The organism is Paenibacillus sp. FSL P4-0176, assembly GCF_037975265.1.
GTDB classification, from domain to species: Bacteria; Bacillota; Bacilli; order Paenibacillales; family Paenibacillaceae; genus Paenibacillus; species Paenibacillus amylolyticus.
Genome location: NZ_CP150242.1, coordinates 1,519,009 through 1,536,452, shown reverse-complemented (window position 1 = coordinate 1,536,452; position 17,444 = coordinate 1,519,009). Strand labels below are relative to the sequence as shown.

Sequence of the window (17,444 nt, the reverse complement as noted above, 5' to 3'; positions counted from 1 at the left end):
GGAAAAACCAAAAAACCGGCACCTCTCGGTACCGGCCGTGTTATACATATATTTCAGCTTTTATTCATTCTAAAATGCCTCAATAACTAAATGCTACTTGTATCTACTCCTCCAAACGATCCACACGAACCGTCTGGGTATTTCCCGGTCTGCTGCCAACCTGAACGGTTGCCATACCATTGGCTTCATCCACATTCTCGATCCAGACTGGATCTCCCTCCAGCGTAACGGCAATGGTATCCTTCGAATCATAGATCGCTTTGGCGCGCTTTGCATCCATCATCTTATTCATACTCCCCTTCCGGATCATCATGTGATTCTCGAACCATGCTATCTGTTGTACTTTCACCAATATAACCGTTATCTTCCGTAACCTGTCCCCCGCCTAACCCTTCATTCACCATCCGGTCAATGTCGAGCATGAACGACTCCCGATCAAGGGGCAATTCTTCTGAAGTGACCGCTTCCCAGTTTACAGCTGTAGCAGGTGTATAGAATTCTTCAGCACTTTCGGCTTTGGCAAGAGGATACGGAGAAAATGCATGCTTGTGAGCTTCTTCCTCATCACGTCTGTTCTTCAATATTGCACCTCCCGGCATATGTGCTGCGAGAATAACTACTTTACTTATCCCATGCTCATCTTCCTGTTGGAATCCGAAGCATGTTTCTGTTATCATCCCCGAGTCTCGCCGAACCATACGAATTCGTTCGTCTACAAGACGATTATCCCTCGCGCCAGATGCCCATACTATTAAATATAAATCCGTGTTCAAAAAGTCCGGTGATTCGTAATCAAAAGCGGAAATTTTTGAACAACCTTTTGAAAGGAGCCGACCTATGCATACCGTCTGGAAAGGCGCAATCAGTTTTGGCCTTGTGCATGTCCCTGTCAAAATGTTCTCGGCTACCGAAGACAAAGACATCTCCATGCGCTATATCCATAAAGTCTGCGGCAGCCCGCTCGCTTATGTTCGTCAATGTCCATCCTGTGAAGTGGACGTGAAGTGGGAAGAGATCACCAAAGGTTATGAATATGAAAAAGGAAAGTTTGTACTCTTCGAGAAAGATGAATTGGAAGCGTTAAATGATTCCACCAGCAAAACCATTACCATACTGGATTTTGTCGACTTGACTGAGATTGATCCGATCTATTTCCAGAAAACATATTACCTATCGCCCGATCAGGCTGGTGGAAATGCTTACCAGCTGTTGATGAACGCAATGCGGGATACCGGCAAAATTGGCATCGCCAAAATCTCCATTCGCTCGAAGAGCAGCCTGGCTGCCATACGCGTGCTGGAAGATTGCCTCTCCATGGAGACGATTTTCTATCCGGACGAGATTCGTCCTGTCTCCCAGGTGCCCAACTTGCCGGAAGTGCAGAACGTGAATGAAAAGGAACTCACGATGGCAAAGTTGCTGATTGATCAATTGTCCACACCTTTTGAACCCGGTAAATACACCGATGACTATCGCAGCAAACTGCTGGATCTTATCCAGCACAAAGTGGCAGGTGAAGAAATCAAGATTGCTCCAGCCAAACCTGAAGCCAATGTGATGGATTTAATGGCTGCCTTGCAGGCAAGTATCGAGGCCGTGAAGCCTATTCCGGCTGACCCTGGGACAACAACGGCCAAGCCTAAGAAACGTGCACCGCGAAAAACGCCTGCTCAAGCGGTTGCCGGAGGAGAATCCGATACACCTGCTGCACCAGCCAAAAGAAAAAAGGCGACAACCAAACCAAAAGTTTGAATGTCGCTAAGGCAAGACCGATTCCGTTATATGCGTGTGTAATGCGTTCAACTCAAGTCCGGCTTTACAGTCGGATTTTTTTGTTTTACAGAACTATTGGAACAATTCATTCCACTAAAACTCCAGTTATAATTGCAAAATACAATTGACGAAAGCTGATTTATATTTTATATTAACTTATGAAAAGTAACTTATTTATGAATATACAGTCACGCTGTAATTCTGCTTTAACAGTATGCAATTAAATAATCCGTTTTCAACGCATATACACAATCAAACGAGAACCCATATTATCTATGATCAGGAGGAAACAATCATGAATACAACATATCAAATCCCTGCCACAACCCATCTGGGTGAAGTGAGTCTGCGAATTATGAACCTAGACCGTTCAATTAAGTTCTATACCGAAGTGGTTGGATTAAAATTACTGGAGCGTAGTGGCAAAGTGGCCACGTTGACAGCCGACGGAAAACAGTCCCTGCTGCGATTGGAAGAGCTCACGGATGGAATTACCCTGCCGGAACGCTCACACGCTGGCTTGTATCATTTCGCCATCCTGCTGCCTGACCGCAAGTCCCTGGGTCTTGCTCTTCGTAATCTGGCTGCATCCGGTATCGATATCGGCCAAGGCGATCACTTGGTCAGCGAAGCCTTCTATATCTCCGATCCCGATCAGAACGGGATTGAGATCTATGCCGACCGTGCACGTGATACCTGGAAACGGGATAGCGACAATAACTACGTGATGGCAAGTGATCCTGTTGATGTGGAAAGCCTGTTTGCCATCTCGGAGAATGAACCTTGGCAGGGCCTGCCTGCTGGCACCGTTATTGGTCATGTACATTTCCACGTCCGAAGCCTGGAAGAAGCACGCAACTATTACACCGGCATACTCGGTTTTGATATCGTGGGTAACTTCGCCAACATGTCAGCACTCTTTGTATCCGCAGGTGGCTATCATCATCATCTGGGACTTAATATCTGGGCGGGAGTGAACGCACCTGTTAATCCAGATAACGCTACAGGAATTGACTACTTCACCATTGTGTACGCCACACAGGAACAATTGGATCAGGCACTTGAACAATTGCGTCAATCCGGTGCAGTCGTTACCCAAGTGGAGGGTACCTGGTTTACGGTAGACCCACAAAATATTCGTATACGTCAGACAACTGCGAACTGATTTTGTTTAGGCGTTACAATATGCTTGCTTAACCTCATTTTATTAAGCCCGGGTAACTGATTTCTCTACATCACAGAGAGATCAGTTACCCGGGCTTTTTGAGTTGGCTTTTATAAAACTGGCACAATTGGTGCATTCTAACCAATACATAGACAAGATATGTTAAGGAGATACCTCATGATCGAAAAGGGACGTTTGACTGTTAGACAGCTCGCTTCACTCATGTTCCTGTGCACCATTGGGGAGCAGATTCTGGTCTTCCCTTCCATGATCACATCCTACGCTCATCAGGATGCCTGGTTATCAGCCTTATTGGGAGTCGCAGGGGGCTTGGGAATACTCTTCATTATGCTAGTTGCCTACAAACTGCATCCCCGGTTGAATCTGATTCAAAATGCTCTTCGAACACTGGGACCCTGGATCGGGACCTTGTTTGGTTCTTTTTATCTCTTTTATTTCCTGATCAGTACCTCAACGTTCATTAGGGAGATTGGCGATTTTATGTCTACCCAGATCTTGCCGGAATCTCCATTACTGATTCTGCATTTGGTTTTTATGTGTGCGCTTGTCTGGGGGCTTCTGTCGGGTCTGGAGAGCATTGGTAAAACTGCTGAGGTCTTTCTTCCTCTGATCGTGTTGTTTCTGCTTATTCTGACGGTGTGTCTAATCCCCCATGTACGTTTGGCCAACATCCAACCTGTGCTGGCACAAGGGTTTCTTGATCCATTCAAAGGTTTTGTTGCTGTACTCACCTATCCCTACTGTGAGCTATGCATCTTCATGATGCTTTTTCCCTACACTAAAAATGAGCCCCATCTGGAGAAGGACATTCTGTTAGCAGGGATGATTGGCGGATTGTTACTCACACTGACGCTAAGTATGTGTCTGCTCGTTATGGGACCATGGATGACCCAGCATCACTGGTTCGCTTCATTCAACCTTTCACAGAAGATCAATATCGGAAACTTTATGCAACGCATCGAAGCTTTCATAGCATCGGTCTGGATTATCGCTGTTTTCTTCAAAGCCGCTCTGTTCTTTTACGGTTTTGTCCTGGGCGTCGCTCACCTGTTTCGCTTGTCCAGTAACCGTTCGCTGATCCTGCCGGGTGCCATGCTTATTCTCGCCATGTCTATTCTAATCTCTCCAAACGAGAACTTTTATCTCAAGGTCGTTATTCCCTATTGGATTGATTGGGATCTGACCTGTGGTATAGCACTTCCGTTACTGCTCATTCTGGTGCATCATATGAAGTCCCGCTTCAAAAAATATAGTAAAATTCCGAATTAACCTGAGCTAATTGGTGTACGAGAGAGGAGTTCCCCATGTTCAAACCGCTGATTCCGTTCGAACCCATATCCAGAGATACTTTGCCCACAGGGCCGCAATGGATTGCCCAGATCAAGTGGGATGGAGTCCGTATGCTTGCCTATGAGGACGGGCAGGAGCTGCGTCTGGTGAATCGCAGATTACATGATCGAACCGCACAGTATCCCGAGCTGGTAACACCACGCAATCTATGCTCAGGCTCCTCCTATATCTTGGATGGAGAAGTTATTGCGCTGGACCCAGACACCGGAAAACCTTCGTTTTATCATGTTCTGCGGCGGGATCGGATGAGCAGACCCGAAGGTATCGCCCAAGCCATACATCAGATTCCGGTCACATATATGGTATTTGATATTCTGTTCTATGAGGGGAAATGGGTGACGGATCAGCCTTTGTCAGATCGACAGCGCCTGTTGCACGAGGTCCTTAACACCGCTCCCCATGTTCAGGAGGTCACCAATACACTTGATGCCGCTTCCCTGCTTACGGTCATGAGACAACATCAGATGGAAGGCATTGTCTGCAAAGATCTCACCAGCAGTTATGGCATACAGGGCAAGGACCAGCGCTGGCAGAAGGTCAAAATCATGCATGACGTATATGCCATGATCGGGGGAGTCACGTACCGGAGCGGTATTGTGAATGCCGTCGCGGTCGGTGTATATGATGGGCCTGATTTTGTCTATATTGGTCATGTCGGGACTGGCAAATTGAACTCCAATACGTGGCGGGAACTCACACATCAAGTCGAGCCTCTGATCAGGCAGGACAGACCGTTCCATAATGTACCCGAGCGCAGTGCAGAGACCACCTGGGTGGAACCGCGAATAGGAGTCAAAGTGCAATATATGGAGCTGACTCATCATAACACTCTACGCCATCCCAGTATTCAAACCTTCGCGGATGTAACCCGCGAGGATTGCCTGGCGAACCAGCTTCTTCCATGATGAAGAGTTCGCTGCACTCGTGTTTCGGCCCATGTTTCAATAATTCATTAAGCATATAGGAGGTATTCCATATGGCCCCCAAGATCCAGGGAACCATCATAATAGAAGGCACAGAGCTGACGGTCACCAACCCGGACAAGCTCTTATGGCCGGAAGCGGGTGTTACCAAAGCCATCTATCTGCAAAAGCTGGCCGCTCTGGCTCCTTATCTGCTCACGTATACGAGCAATCGACTTCTCACCACGATAAGGTATCCCCACGGGGCTGGAGGAACATTTTTCTATCAAAAGAATGCCCCTGAGCCTGTACCAGATTATGTGCGCACCGAAGTTCACGACGGCATCCGCTATGTGGTCATGAATGGACTTCCCGAATTGTTATGGCTTGGTAATCTGGCTGCACTTGAATTTCATCCTTCTCTGCATACTGTGGGAAGCCATCTGCCCAGTGAATGGATGATTGATCTGGACCCCTCTCAGGAACATGAACCCCGGATCATGCAAGCTGCACTCATCGTTGGCGAAACCCTGACTTCCCTTGGTCTGAGGTCCATTCCCAAAACTTCGGGCGCAACAGGAGTTCAAATCATCGTTCCCATTGTGCAGGGAGTAACCTTTGATGAATTGAGAGAGGTTGGTTATTTTGTAGGCAAATATGTCACTCAGAAGCACCCGGATCTGTTCACACTGGAACGACTCAAAAAGGACCGTGGAGACCGCATTTATTTTGACTATCTCCAGCATTATGGAGGCAAGACCCTTGCCGCTCCCTATACACCACGTGCCAAATCCGGCGCCACTGTCTCTACACCCCTTACTTGGGATGAGGTTAGAAGCAACGTCTCCATCCAGGATTACCATCTGATGAACATTATTGAACGCTTGAACCAAACCGGTGATTTAATCGCAGCTGTTGAACCCCAACCGGTAGAGCTCATTCTCAAACATTTGAAGAAAAAATAGCCGACTCCCTCATCACAAGGGTGTCGGCTATTATCATTCATGTATATATCAATCGCTAATGGATACCTTTTTTCTTGAAACGTCCGCCCTTCACGTCATGAATGTTACCGATAGCCACAAAGGCTTGCGGGTCCCAATCTTCAACGATGGTCTTCAGCTTCGCTTCTTCTAAACGGGTAATCACGACAAAAATGATCTTTTTCTCGTCCCCGCTGAATCCGCCCTCTCCATCCAGGAAAGTTACACCACGACCAAGACGGTCTGTCAGGGCTGAACCGATATCACGATATTTCTCACTAATGATCCATACCGATTTGGACTGGTCAAGTCCTTCATTCACAATATCAATCATCTTCATCGCAATATAATATGCAATCATGGAATACAGGGCATTCGGCCAGCCGAATACAAATCCTGCACCTGCGAAAATAAACACGTTAATGAACAATACGATCTGTCCTACAGACAAAGGTGACTTCTCACTAAGCAAGATCGCCACAATCTCCGTACCATCCAGTGAACCGCCAGACCGAATGACAAGTCCAACACCCACACCCAGGATCAATCCGCCAAATACAGCTCCGAGCAAAGGCTCCCCTGGTGTTAATGCAGGCACATGGTGCAATAATGATGTCCCGATGGACATGACCACGATCCCCAGCAGCGTGGATAACGCAAATGTTTTACCAATCTGCTTGTAACCCAGAATCAGGAAAGGCAAGTTAAGCAAGGTCAGGAACACTCCGAGTGGCAGATGTGTAAGTTCTGACACCATAATTGAAATCCCCGTAATCCCACCATCAATAACACCATTCGGTACGAGAAACACTTCAAGCGATACAGCCATTAGTGCAGCACCGATCAGAATCATCACAATACGTTGCAGCAGCTTTAATGTAAACACCGAGCTTTTGACCCCGCGGTCAGCTTGCTTGGCTGTTAGTTCTTTCACCGTTACATTGGACATGGTATCCCCCCGTTAAATCAGTGTGTGAATCCATTTTATAAATCATTTAAATACTCAGGGTGAATCTACATATGGAGAACAGCAAACTGCGTTCTATATGTACCCTGGCTATACAGCGCAAGCATCTAAAGGCGATATAAAATGGATTCAAAATGTTATTCATCCCGGTTTGCACTTTCAAAAGAGAGCAAAAGGGAGCCTGTTTTCCCGCAGACTCCCCTCCTTCGCCAAGACATGATTTATATATCTATTATATCATAAAAGATCAAATTTGCGCAAAATACTTAGCAAAAAGAAGATAAATTCACAAAAAGTGAACTTATCTTCAGAAATCTGCCCTAAATCGGCTAAAGAAGCGGTGAAAGCATCCGAGAAAGCATTTCTGCGCCTTTTTGCCGTCGTGAACGCTTCTGAAATACCTCCCCATCGATCTGACTGCATTCCCCGAGATCACGTTCAAAATCAGTGATCAAACGACGAATCGGAGAGGACTCGAACAGGACAGCCGTTAACTCAAAATTGCAAAAAAAACTGCGCATATCCATATTGGCCGTGCCTACCGTTGCAAGCAACTCATCCACAATCATCACTTTGGCATGTACAAAACCTTTGCGATATTGGAAGAACTCAACACCTGCTCGCAGAAGTTCCTCTACATATGAAAGGGATGCCAAATGAACAAGCTTTGAATCGGATTGATACGGAATGATAATTTTCACATCAACGCCACTGACAGCAGCTGTTTTGAGTGCCTCATACAGGGCAGGATCAGGAATAAAATAAGGTGTGGTAATGTAAATTCGGTCACAGGCTACCGAAATCGCCCCAAAACACATTTCCTGAATGGCATCCCAGTCCTGATCCGGCCCACTGGCCAGAATCTGAATTCGTTCTTCCCCGCTACAGATATGGGGTGGAAACAATTCCGCAAGCTGGGGTTCGGTAATTCGCTCACCGGAAGCCAATTTCCAGTCGTTCAGGAACGTACTTTGCAGGAAGTACACGGCATCTCCCTCGATCTGCACATGTGTATCCCGCCAGAAACCCACCTCTGGATATTGTCCAAGGTAATCATCGCCTACATTAATGCCACCCACGAAGCCAACCTGTCCATCCACAACAACAATTTTACGGTGATTCCGGTAGTTGACTCTTCGGTCAATCGTTGCAATCAGTGGCGGTAGAAAATAATGAAATTCCACACCTGCATCCTGCAGTTTGCGAATAAAACTCCAGCTCATCTTGTGACTGCCGAGACCGTCACAAATAAACCGAACCTTCACGCCCTCCTGTGCCTTGCGAATCATGACATCCTGAAACTTCGTACTGATCACATCATCACGGAAAATGTAAAATTCCACATGCAGATGGTGCTTTGCTTTTTCCATTTCCCTCAGCATTGCGGCAAACGCCTCTTCACCATTTGTGAGTACCGTACTGTGGTTACAACCTGTAATCGGGCTCTCCGACAGATGGGATAATAGGTTAAACAATCGATGCTGGTGGCTGAAACGATCGCCAGGCATCTGTTCGACATCTCCAATGATGTGGGCTTGTTCCCAGATCGTTTCCTTCATTTCACGGAAGATGCGCGATCCACCCTTGCGGAGTTTTTTTCGTTTGTTATAATCCTGCGCCACGAAATAGTACACCACAAAACCGATCAAAGGCACGCAGAACAAAATAAACAGCCAAGCCACAGCTTTAGCCGGATTACGAAATTCCAGCAAAAGAATTGTGGCTGCCTGGAAAATAAATACGAGTAATATAATGACCAGCCAGAACATTCGGCTTCCTCCTCAAGTGGCAAGCTTCATGGCCTTGCCTTTCTCTCACCTACACATCTTTGACGATTATGTATACAGCTAATCATAGATACCCAATGTACCCCCTATTCGTAACGTTTGCTTAGATAAAACTTTACATAAGCAGACGGAATACTTGATTCTGGAAATTCAAATTTCTACTTCGTTCATTGTATATTCTGACTGTGTTACCTTCTACATATCAGTTTAATGATGGAGCAGATTCGCATTGTGACGCCAATCTGCTCATTTCACCTTCCAGACTCTTCCTCATTTCTTTGTCTGGAGGTGGTCTTCTTACGTAAAATTAGATATAATAATCGTTAAAAACTTATTACCTAAAGGAGAAGAGCAGTGAATGGAAAGTGAGAGGTATGCGTTAAATTTAGTATTGGTTGCTTTTTTGATAGGACTTTCGGCGTTTTTTGTCGCAGTGGAATTCGCTCTGGTACGGGTTCGTCCGAGCCGGATCGATCAAATGATTGCAGAAGGAAACAAGCGTGCGCTGGCTGTTAAACAAGCCGTTGCCAATCTGGACGGATATTTGTCTGCCTGCCAGCTTGGAATCACGATCACATCTCTGGGACTGGGCTGGCTGGGTGAACCAACGGTAGAGAAGATTCTCCACCCTGTGTTCGAAAGCTTGCAAATTCCTGAGGCGGTTTCTTCATTCTTATCGTTTGTAATCGCGTTTGCTTCCATCACGTATCTGCATGTTGTGGTTGGTGAACTCGCTCCAAAAACGATTGCAATCCGGAAAGCCGAGACTGTTGCACTGCTGACGTCTACACCTATCATCTGGTTTAACCGAATTATGTATCCTTTTATCTGGCTGTTAAACGGCTCAGCGAACCAACTGGTGAAACTGTTCGGAATCAAACCTGCTTCTGAACATGAAGATGCACACTCCGAAGAAGAGTTGCAGATCATCATTAATGAAAGCTTTGAAAGTGGTAAAATCAACCAAGCCGAGTTCGGTTACGTAAGCCGGATCTTTGCTTTTGATGAGATGTTAGCCAAAGAAATCATGGTACCCCGGACCGATATGGTCTGCCTTTATGTGAATAGAACAAACGAGGAAAACCTGGAGATCATCCGTGAAGAACAATATACACGTTTTCCAGTAGTGAATGAGAGTAAAGACGATATCATCGGTATCATTAATACGAAACAATTCTTCCTGGAACTTTACGGAAACGATGAACCTGTTGATCTATCCTCCCTGATTCAGCCTGTATCGGCTGTTCACGAAACAACTCCTGTGAAGGACTTGCTCAAGAAAATGCAGAAGGATGGCGTACATATCGCCGTACTTGTCGACGAATATGGAGGAACTTCCGGAATTGTAACCATCGAGGATGTGCTTGAGCAGATTGTTGGTGAGATTCGCGACGAGTTCGACGCAGACGAAGTGGAAGATATTCAAGTCATCAATGAGAACTATGTCATTATGGATGGCAAGGTTTCCTTATCGAAGGTGAACGACATGTTTATGTCCAGCCTGGATGCAGATGAGTGGGACACCATTGGTGGATGGCTCTACAGCCATCGTCCCGAGATGAACGAACAGGAAGAATATGAGTTCGAGAATCTAATCTTTGTTTTGCTGGAAAAAGACAAGAATCGGTTCTACAAAGTGGCCGTTGTTCCCAAGGAACCACTGACCATGTCTGATTATACCGATGAAGACGAGAAAGAGTCCAATTGGTCTAAATAAAGCAAATTTATAAATAAGAAGAGGAGCACTTGCCTATGTTGGTAAGTGCTCCTCTTCTTATTATATCTCGCCCTATCCGTCACTTCTCCAAGTTATCATTCAACCCAAGAATGGAACTCCCATTTTTAGTTTGATTTTAATACCCACTTCGCAATATCATCGATAATGGCTTTGGAGACATTAGATGGCTCAGCGTACTCTTGACCGATCGAAAGTCCATCATAGCTGGATAAAAGATGATTTACCTTTGGATAGCTATTGTACGTTACATTGGAATGACCTTGGAGAGACGATTTCCAGGTTTGGAATTGATTCATAGACACTTGCACATCGTTTTCGCCTTGTATAACAAGCATAGGTGTATTTTGTGTTTTAGCCAGTTCCGCAGGCACATAATCTCTCTGCTCAAACCACCAATAAGCAGGTTGAAGTGGAAACGCCTCAGGAAGATGATCTACAGAATATTTTGGATCTTTAACCATCGCAGCCACATTTTTATAAAAATCAGCTTGCCCTTGAATGACATCCGTGTCTAAACCAAGCTGCTTCATCCGCTCTACCAATTCGTCCTGCTGCTCGGTAAGCACATCCGCAAAGCTACTACTTGGTGCAGCAAGTAGAATACTTCCTGCAATATCATGTTGTTTATCCTCAGCAATGATTAATGGCATTGCAAACCCGCCTTGACTATGTCCAGCTACAAAAATCGCTGTAGAATCAATATGTGCATTCTTTTTAAGCAATTCCACTGCATCGTTTACCTGATCTACGCTTTCTTGTTTTAATGTGAATTTAGGCTGTGAAGCCACCTTATAGGTATGCTCATACGTGACCTTATCGTATCTTAATACAGCAACTCCTTGTGAAGCCAAACCTACCGCAAGATCGCGAAACGGCTTTGCACCACCAATGGCAGCATCTTGATTGCTAGGCCCAGATCCGTGTACCAGAATGACAACCGGGAAAGGTCCCTCTCCCTTGGGCAAAGTTAATGTCCCTGGCAAAGCTAAATCACCCTGACCAACCGTAATGTCTTGTTCTGTATAGGCAGATGGGTCGTCGTAGCTTGGTTTTTGATACACATCGGGAGTAGCGGCGGCAATATGCAAATCATCCACAAGTCCGTTATCATTCATTCTGACCGTAATATTTAAACGAGTTAGCTCTGTTTTGAACGTATAGGTAACATTGCGATGCACTGTATTATTTTCTACATGCTTAGCTATAGCTTCACTTGTAATTTTGCCATTTTGTCCTTCTAAAGCTCCCCATAGCTGACTCAACAACGTGGGTGACAACACTCCACTCACAGAGGTATGAACATACTTGGCAGCCTCCTTGCCATCGCCCTCACTAATAAGGGAAATGAATATATCCTCAGGTGCTGCCTTCAGCGTCTCGGAAAGAAATGCCCCATCCATATAGGTAGTTCCTTTCGTTAACTGAACAGGATTGTCTAAGGATATGGCTTGCCCATTCACCATCGCCTGTTTCTCTCCTACCTTAACTACAATCGTAAGCTCACTTTTTCGTATTGTGATTTCTCCTGTCTTTTGTTGCCAAGATACCTCTGCCCCATTCTTTTCTGCAATCTCACGAATAGGAACAAGATTTTCACTACCAGCGGATTTTTCAGCAGCTTCTGAGATGGATGTTACCGGAAGGATGAGACCTACGAAAGTAAGAGAAAGTAATAGCTTTTTCCAATTGTTCATTGTAATAACTCCTCCTAATAATTAATTTCATCTATTATATGCATAGCATTATGAGCATTTATTGGCTCAGGACTATGCTTATAACAACAATAGCAATGATGAATAACAATAGGACCCAAGATAGTGGACGAGCGAAGTTAATTGTCCAGCCTATTCCATAACGCTTTTCTATGGTTAAAGAAGGATCATTGGCATTGAAGTAAATAAACCCAAGCTTCCAATGATCATCGTCATTCACAGGCTGCTCCTTAGATCGTTCGTGATCCTCTTGTTGATTACGAATTTTGCCACCGCCTTGTCTGCCTGTGAGAGACAGCCATACAACACCTAACACGATCACCACAGGAGTGATGAAGCTAATAGCTGTTAACAAGACCAGATTAGGGACGAACATATTGATCTGAATAAAGGCAAATAAAATGGTAAGAAGTAAGCCTGTTACAAGCGTAAATAGGGACCATTTACGGCGGAATTGAATATTTTCAGCAGCAAATTGGCCCGGATTAGACGTAGTAAGCTGTTGTTTGCTTGATTTAATACTCCAGTTAACCAACATCATAAGTGCAATGATTCCTAGCTGTACAAGATTAATAGCCAGTACCGAGAGGTAAGTTTTAGGCACACTGGAAGTAACATGGCCTTGAAGATCATATTTTATTGGAATGACGTTAGGTAGTGCCTTATAATTCAGGATCGAAATGATCGCAATGGCAACAATAATAGCAATGTGAATGAGAAACCAATAGTTGGAATAGGTGAGTTTATTTTGGCGAAAGGTGGTATCGATTTTAACTCTTTGAGGTGCTTCTACAGTTGTAAGTGTTCCTTTTATCTTTTTCATCTTGAAATGAAATAAGATGTGTAGCGCTGTCCAGTACACAATAAATATCATTGTGCTAACACCGGTAATCATTGCGGTAGCATCTTCATTAGCAGATCGGAGAAAATACAGACAGACAAGTATAACCATCCCGTTTCCGATCAGACTTACTGTAGCAAACGTACTTCTTAGCTTACGTAAGATGGGTGTGTAGTAATTATATTGACTTACCGTAACCCCAAAGCTAATGGTTTCCCTTGTCAGATATGGTGTAAAAGATAGAAGTAAGGCTAATGGAGCAAAGATTAAAATGATAGGTAATATACTAAATAGCTGCATACATAACACACTCCCTTGATTCTTTACTCTTTGTTGTGACCCATCTTCACATCATCATACATTTGGTCTAACACCGCAGATAATTCTTCTTTGGTCATTCCTCGACAGATCGCTTCCGCAATAATCGGTCTTAATTCTCTTTGCTGCTTTTTCAAAAAATCATCCGTTAAACCAGGCATTCCATCAGGGTTCACTACAACTCCCTTTTGTCTATGAACTAGAATGTATCCATCTTGCTTGAGTAGTGTATAAGCCTTATTGACGGTGTGAAGGTTAACACCGATATCTGCGGCCAAATTCCGAACCGAAGGTAACGCCTCACCTAGCTGTAACTCACCACCAGCAATGCCTTCAATAATTTGATAAACAAGTTGCGAATAGATGGGAAGTTCGGATTGCATATCCAGTTGAATAATCAAGGGTTCACCTTCTTTTGTTATCTGTTATATATCAAGTATAACAGATATAACATGAGTGAACAATATGTATGAAAAAAAGCCGCCTACCAATGGCGAGGGCAAACTTGCTTGCCCCTTCGCCATTGATATGCGGCTTATCCTGATGAGCTTATCGATGTGATTCAATAACAAACATTAGTAGTGGCACACATGATAGCGTTGTATTTCAAATTCCATTTAAGTTTCAGTCTTATCTTCGACAATCCGATAATGGATTTTGCGAACTATAATTTTCAGAATCATATATAGGGGAATCACGATGATCATACCCAAGATATTTCCCAGGTCAGCACCCACGAGCAAAAGGATAACGGTAGTCAGTGGATGAATATCGAGCTGTTTGCCATAGACATAAGGTGAGATCAGGTTATCCTGAATTTGCTGTGCGATTACAATGATGACCAGTGACCAGATCGCCATCGAAGGTGATTCGATAAACGCAACAATGACAACCGGAATAGCTGCCAGCAAAGCACCCACATAAGGGATGAAGTTCAGAATAATCGATACAACCGTCAGCAGCAATGCGTAAGGCAAACCTAAGATGAGAAAACCGATGTACATCAGAATCCCCAAGGCTACATTAACAATAACCCGGCCAACAATATAGTTGCTTAATGCTTCATCGATCTCATGGACGGTTTCTTCCCCATCCTTCCGATAATGTCTTGGCAACAATAAGGTCAGATTCGTTCCAAACTTGCTACCTTCCTTGAGCATGTAGTACAACATAATCGGGAACGTTGCCAGAATAATAACCAGATTGGATACCACGGAGAATAACCCGGAGACATAATTGGTTACCTGAGTGATCCCTTGGCTCAGAACATCGGATAATCGTGAGAATAGATTGGAATCATCAGGCAGGTATCTGGATACAACATTGCTCTTTTCAAGTGCATTCAACTGATCGCTGAGTGAAGTAACCAACGCTGGAGCATTCTCTACAAAATTCATCAATTGTTCACGCAGGGAAGGCCATACAAGCACACTAAAACCTGCAAGTATTAGTGCAATTACGACATAAATAATCAGAACTGACAATGCACGTTTGATCTTATGCCTTTCCATATAATCGACAAGCGGGCGCAGCAGATAATAGAAGAAACCAGCAATCAGCAGCGGAATGATGATGATGTGAATCAGTGAGGTCAGGGGGCTGAAAATAAAGTTCACTTTTTCCCCCAGATACACGATGAGCAGCAGCAGAATAATCGCTGTACATATGCGGTAGAACTTGTTATTTATCAAGAAACGTGATCCCTCCATGCGCTGCTCTGCCAAAGTGACTGCGGCGTTCATATGTATATCTAGTCATTTACTTATGATACTAAGTACCCTTAAATGACAGTCATGCCACAGGCGATGCTGAATATACACTTATTTTCTTTCCAAAACAAACATTGGAGCAAAAAAAAGAAGCAGGCGTTAGCCTGCCACATCTCTTTTGCTGAATACAACCCAGGAAATCACCATGAAAATAACGTAATACACCGCCAGAACTGCAATGGAGAAACCCAGTGTCATTCCTGCACTCGGGCCACCCATTAGCGCAAAATCCGCCCCGGAGGTCATGTATTTGCTAAGATCCATGTTGTTGAATAGAACATACTTGGCCCACTCATAACGGACCGGATTGAATATGAGTGAGAAGATACTCTGTGAGAACATAATGAACAGGGATAATCCAATCGCAAGTGCACCTGAACGAAATACGGAGGACACCATAAAGGCAATCGCAAGCGTAATGAACAGATCAACGTACAAATATCCCCATAACGTCAGAGCATTCGTAGCCGGACTACCGCTTCCTCCCGGAGCATCATGGGAGAAAAGGATATAAGACATCAGCATGGCCATCGCGATGACCAACAATGTACTGACAATACTGAAGCCAACGACGGTCAGATATTTGGAAGCAAGAACTTTGCTTCGTGACCATGGACGGATCAGCAATAGCTTAATGGTTCCCCAAGTAAATTCGCCTGCGACCGATTCCGCTGCAATCACGACACAAAAGATCGTGTTCAGGAAAAATGTAACCTGGATGGTCGTTACAGCCGCTTCCCAGTACAAAACTTCATTGGACCCCATGCCTTCTCGCAGTAACACTGGCATTAATAGCGAGATCAGCGCCAGAATTGATAACATGATCCAGGTACGGGGACGACGGAAAATTTTCATATTCTCGTTCAATATCAGATTACCAAAACTACCCAATGCCTCCACCCCCAGTGACTTGCAAGAATTGTTCTTCCAGGGTGTGAGTCACGTTACGAATACCGTACACCTGAAACCCTTCGCTAACCAGCTTGGCATTGATATCCGGAATCTGCTCACGAGACACCCGCATCACCAGGACATTGCCCTGTACGACAGCACCCTGAATCAGATCCGCAGCACGGTCTGCATCATTCAGCTCAAAAGCAACTTCGATTAATGCATCCGAACCGGCTTCAGCCCGAAGGTTTCTTACATCAATCAACTTGCCATTCTGGATGATGGCCACCGTATCACACATCAGCTCCATCTCCGACAATAAATGACTGGATACAAAGACCGTAATGCCTTCCTCTTGGGTGAGCTGACGCAAATAATCTCTCAGTTCCCGTATACCCTGTGGGTCCAAACCATTGGTCGGCTCATCCAGTACAAGCAGCTTCGGTTTATGTAATATCGCTTGCGCGACCCCCAGACGCTGGCGCATGCCAAGTGAATAGGTTTTGACCTTATCGTGAATACGGGCTGTGAGCCCCACACGCTCAATTGTTTCCGCAATACGTTCCTTCGTAACTCCCGGCGACATGCGGGCAAAGTGAACGAGATTTTGGTACCCGGTCAGAAACTTGTACATTTCCGGATTTTCCACAATAGCTCCTACCTGGGCTACCGCCTTCTCAAATTCATTCTTTACACTGTGTCCGGAAATGAAAATATCACCTTTACTGATGGACATCAGTCCAACCATCATTCGAATCGTCGTTGTTTTTCCCGCGCCATTGGGTCCTAAAAAACCAAAAACCTGCCCCGGAGAAATATCCAGAGTCAGGTCGCTGACCAATGATCGGGAGGATATGATCTTGCTGACGCCCTGAATCCGGACGACCGGCTCCTGCTGCATTCAATCCCCTCCTTCATGGACGAGCACATCATTCATGCCCGTTTCTCATATGCACATAGTGTATCATAATCTTTAGTATATTGTCCCGCAAACTGGGATTTCCCCTGACGTTTCGCTTCAACTACACACGCTTCACAGCATCCAAGCGGCATTTCACTCCGGTAGAATCCGGTGCGAAATACGTGATTGCCTCCATTGCCCTCTTCCTTCATTTCGACAGAGCTTCTAGTGACCGACACAATCATCCCACAACTGACACAGTAAAAGCGGCCCGTTTCGATCAATGATATTCCTTCCCCTCACAAGGAGCTTAGAAGTCCTTGTTA

General features: G+C 44.9%; 17 protein-coding genes. 6 read left to right on the top strand and 11 right to left on the bottom strand.

Going from position 1 to position 17,444, the window contains the following annotated elements:
* Positions 1 to 103: 103 nt before the first annotated feature.
* Together MKY95_RS06855 and MKY95_RS06850 are read right to left on the bottom strand one after the other, a co-directional pair.
* Positions 104 to 280: an H-type small acid-soluble spore protein gene (locus MKY95_RS06855; RefSeq protein ID WP_026081228.1), complete on the bottom strand. Its 177-nt coding sequence runs from the start codon at positions 278 to 280 to the stop codon at positions 104 to 106.
* Between the two features lie 4 nt (positions 281 to 284).
* Positions 285 to 581 (bottom strand): hypothetical protein, encoded by a 297-nt coding sequence (locus MKY95_RS06850; RefSeq protein ID WP_076209630.1) that lies wholly within the window; start codon positions 579 to 581, stop codon positions 285 to 287.
* Positions 582 to 837: 256 nt separating this feature from the next.
* On the opposite strand from MKY95_RS06850, the gene MKY95_RS06845 reads away from it, so the two are divergent.
* The 5 genes from MKY95_RS06845 to ligD all read left to right on the top strand — a co-directional run bounded on the left by MKY95_RS06845 (position 838) and on the right by ligD (position 6,176).
* Positions 838 to 1,752 carry a Ku protein gene (locus MKY95_RS06845; RefSeq protein ID WP_076251464.1) on the top strand — a complete coding sequence of 305 codons (915 nt, stop codon included), beginning with the start codon at positions 838 to 840 and terminating at the stop codon, positions 1,750 to 1,752.
* A 316-nt stretch (positions 1,753 to 2,068) separates the two neighbouring features.
* Positions 2,069 to 2,938 carry a VOC family protein gene (locus MKY95_RS06840; protein WP_076319081.1) on the top strand — a complete coding sequence of 290 codons (870 nt, stop codon included), beginning with the start codon at positions 2,069 to 2,071 and terminating at the stop codon, positions 2,936 to 2,938.
* 177 nt (positions 2,939 to 3,115) lie between these two features.
* Positions 3,116 to 4,228: an endospore germination permease gene (locus MKY95_RS06835; protein WP_076319080.1), complete on the top strand. Its 1,113-nt coding sequence runs from the start codon at positions 3,116 to 3,118 to the stop codon at positions 4,226 to 4,228.
* Positions 4,229 to 4,263: 35 nt separating this feature from the next.
* Positions 4,264 to 5,214 carry an RNA ligase family protein gene (locus MKY95_RS06830; RefSeq protein ID WP_076319079.1) on the top strand — a complete coding sequence of 317 codons (951 nt, stop codon included), beginning with the start codon at positions 4,264 to 4,266 and terminating at the stop codon, positions 5,212 to 5,214.
* 71 nt (positions 5,215 to 5,285) lie between these two features.
* Positions 5,286 to 6,176, top strand: coding sequence for a non-homologous end-joining DNA ligase (gene ligD, locus MKY95_RS06825; protein WP_076251456.1), 891 nt, complete (start codon positions 5,286 to 5,288; stop codon positions 6,174 to 6,176).
* Between the two features lie 55 nt (positions 6,177 to 6,231).
* Here the strand turns inward: ligD and MKY95_RS06820 are convergent, their stop codons facing one another.
* Together MKY95_RS06820 and cls are read right to left on the bottom strand one after the other, a co-directional pair.
* Entirely contained in the window at positions 6,232 to 7,143 is a 912-nt protein-coding gene (locus tag MKY95_RS06820; RefSeq protein ID WP_036668942.1) for a YitT family protein, read from the bottom strand.
* A gap of 347 nt (positions 7,144 to 7,490) precedes the next feature.
* Positions 7,491 to 8,930, bottom strand: coding sequence for a cardiolipin synthase (gene cls, locus MKY95_RS06815; protein ID WP_047841979.1), 1,440 nt, complete (start codon positions 8,928 to 8,930; stop codon positions 7,491 to 7,493).
* Positions 8,931 to 9,306: 376 nt separating this feature from the next.
* On the opposite strand from cls, the gene MKY95_RS06810 reads away from it, so the two are divergent.
* Entirely contained in the window at positions 9,307 to 10,665 is a 1,359-nt protein-coding gene (locus MKY95_RS06810; RefSeq protein ID WP_036668939.1) for a hemolysin family protein, read from the top strand.
* Positions 10,666 to 10,790: 125 nt separating this feature from the next.
* On the opposite strand, the gene MKY95_RS06805 is transcribed toward MKY95_RS06810, so the two are convergent.
* From MKY95_RS06805 to MKY95_RS06775, 7 genes are all read right to left on the bottom strand, one after another.
* Positions 10,791 to 12,380 (bottom strand): stalk domain-containing protein, encoded by a 1,590-nt coding sequence (locus MKY95_RS06805; RefSeq protein ID WP_339197670.1) that lies wholly within the window; start codon positions 12,378 to 12,380, stop codon positions 10,791 to 10,793.
* 58 nt (positions 12,381 to 12,438) lie between these two features.
* Positions 12,439 to 13,539, bottom strand: coding sequence for a DUF5808 domain-containing protein (locus MKY95_RS06800; RefSeq protein ID WP_076319077.1), 1,101 nt, complete (start codon positions 13,537 to 13,539; stop codon positions 12,439 to 12,441).
* A 23-nt stretch (positions 13,540 to 13,562) separates the two neighbouring features.
* Entirely contained in the window at positions 13,563 to 13,958 is a 396-nt protein-coding gene (locus MKY95_RS06795) for a GntR family transcriptional regulator (RefSeq protein ID WP_076319076.1), read from the bottom strand.
* Between the two features lie 216 nt (positions 13,959 to 14,174).
* Complete coding sequence (locus MKY95_RS06790) at positions 14,175 to 15,248, bottom strand: AI-2E family transporter (RefSeq protein ID WP_081745953.1); 1,074 nt, start codon at positions 15,246 to 15,248, stop codon at positions 14,175 to 14,177.
* A 177-nt stretch (positions 15,249 to 15,425) separates the two neighbouring features.
* Entirely contained in the window at positions 15,426 to 16,217 is a 792-nt protein-coding gene (locus MKY95_RS06785; RefSeq protein ID WP_076319075.1) for a DUF2705 family protein, read from the bottom strand.
* Positions 16,210 to 17,118: an ABC transporter ATP-binding protein gene (locus MKY95_RS06780; protein ID WP_047841976.1), complete on the bottom strand. Its 909-nt coding sequence runs from the start codon at positions 17,116 to 17,118 to the stop codon at positions 16,210 to 16,212. The genes MKY95_RS06785 and MKY95_RS06780 overlap by 8 nt, the downstream gene beginning before the upstream one ends.
* A 32-nt stretch (positions 17,119 to 17,150) precedes the next feature.
* Complete coding sequence (locus MKY95_RS06775; protein WP_152683015.1) at positions 17,151 to 17,357, bottom strand: hypothetical protein; 207 nt, start codon at positions 17,355 to 17,357, stop codon at positions 17,151 to 17,153.
* Positions 17,358 to 17,444: the final 87 nt, after the last annotated feature.

Coding starts and splice junctions, on each gene's coding strand:
- cls (WP_047841979.1), bottom strand. CDS start 8,930: ATGTTCTGGCTGGTCATTATATTACTCGTATTTATTTTCCAGGCAGCC.
- MKY95_RS06835 (WP_076319080.1), top strand. CDS start 3,116: ATGATCGAAAAGGGACGTTTGACTGTTAGACAGCTCGCTTCACTCATG.
- MKY95_RS06840 (WP_076319081.1), top strand. CDS start 2,069: ATGAATACAACATATCAAATCCCTGCCACAACCCATCTGGGTGAAGTG.
- MKY95_RS06845 (WP_076251464.1), top strand. CDS start 838: ATGCATACCGTCTGGAAAGGCGCAATCAGTTTTGGCCTTGTGCATGTC.
- MKY95_RS06820 (WP_036668942.1), bottom strand. CDS start 7,143: ATGTCCAATGTAACGGTGAAAGAACTAACAGCCAAGCAAGCTGACCGC.
- MKY95_RS06800 (WP_076319077.1), bottom strand. CDS start 13,539: ATGCAGCTATTTAGTATATTACCTATCATTTTAATCTTTGCTCCATTA.
- ligD (WP_076251456.1), top strand. CDS start 5,286: ATGGCCCCCAAGATCCAGGGAACCATCATAATAGAAGGCACAGAGCTG.
- MKY95_RS06780 (WP_047841976.1), bottom strand. CDS start 17,118: ATGCAGCAGGAGCCGGTCGTCCGGATTCAGGGCGTCAGCAAGATCATA.
- MKY95_RS06830 (WP_076319079.1), top strand. CDS start 4,264: ATGTTCAAACCGCTGATTCCGTTCGAACCCATATCCAGAGATACTTTG.
- MKY95_RS06855 (WP_026081228.1), bottom strand. CDS start 280: ATGGATGCAAAGCGCGCCAAAGCGATCTATGATTCGAAGGATACCATT.
- MKY95_RS06805 (WP_339197670.1), bottom strand. CDS start 12,380: ATGAACAATTGGAAAAAGCTATTACTTTCTCTTACTTTCGTAGGTCTC.
- MKY95_RS06810 (WP_036668939.1), top strand. CDS start 9,307: ATGGAAAGTGAGAGGTATGCGTTAAATTTAGTATTGGTTGCTTTTTTG.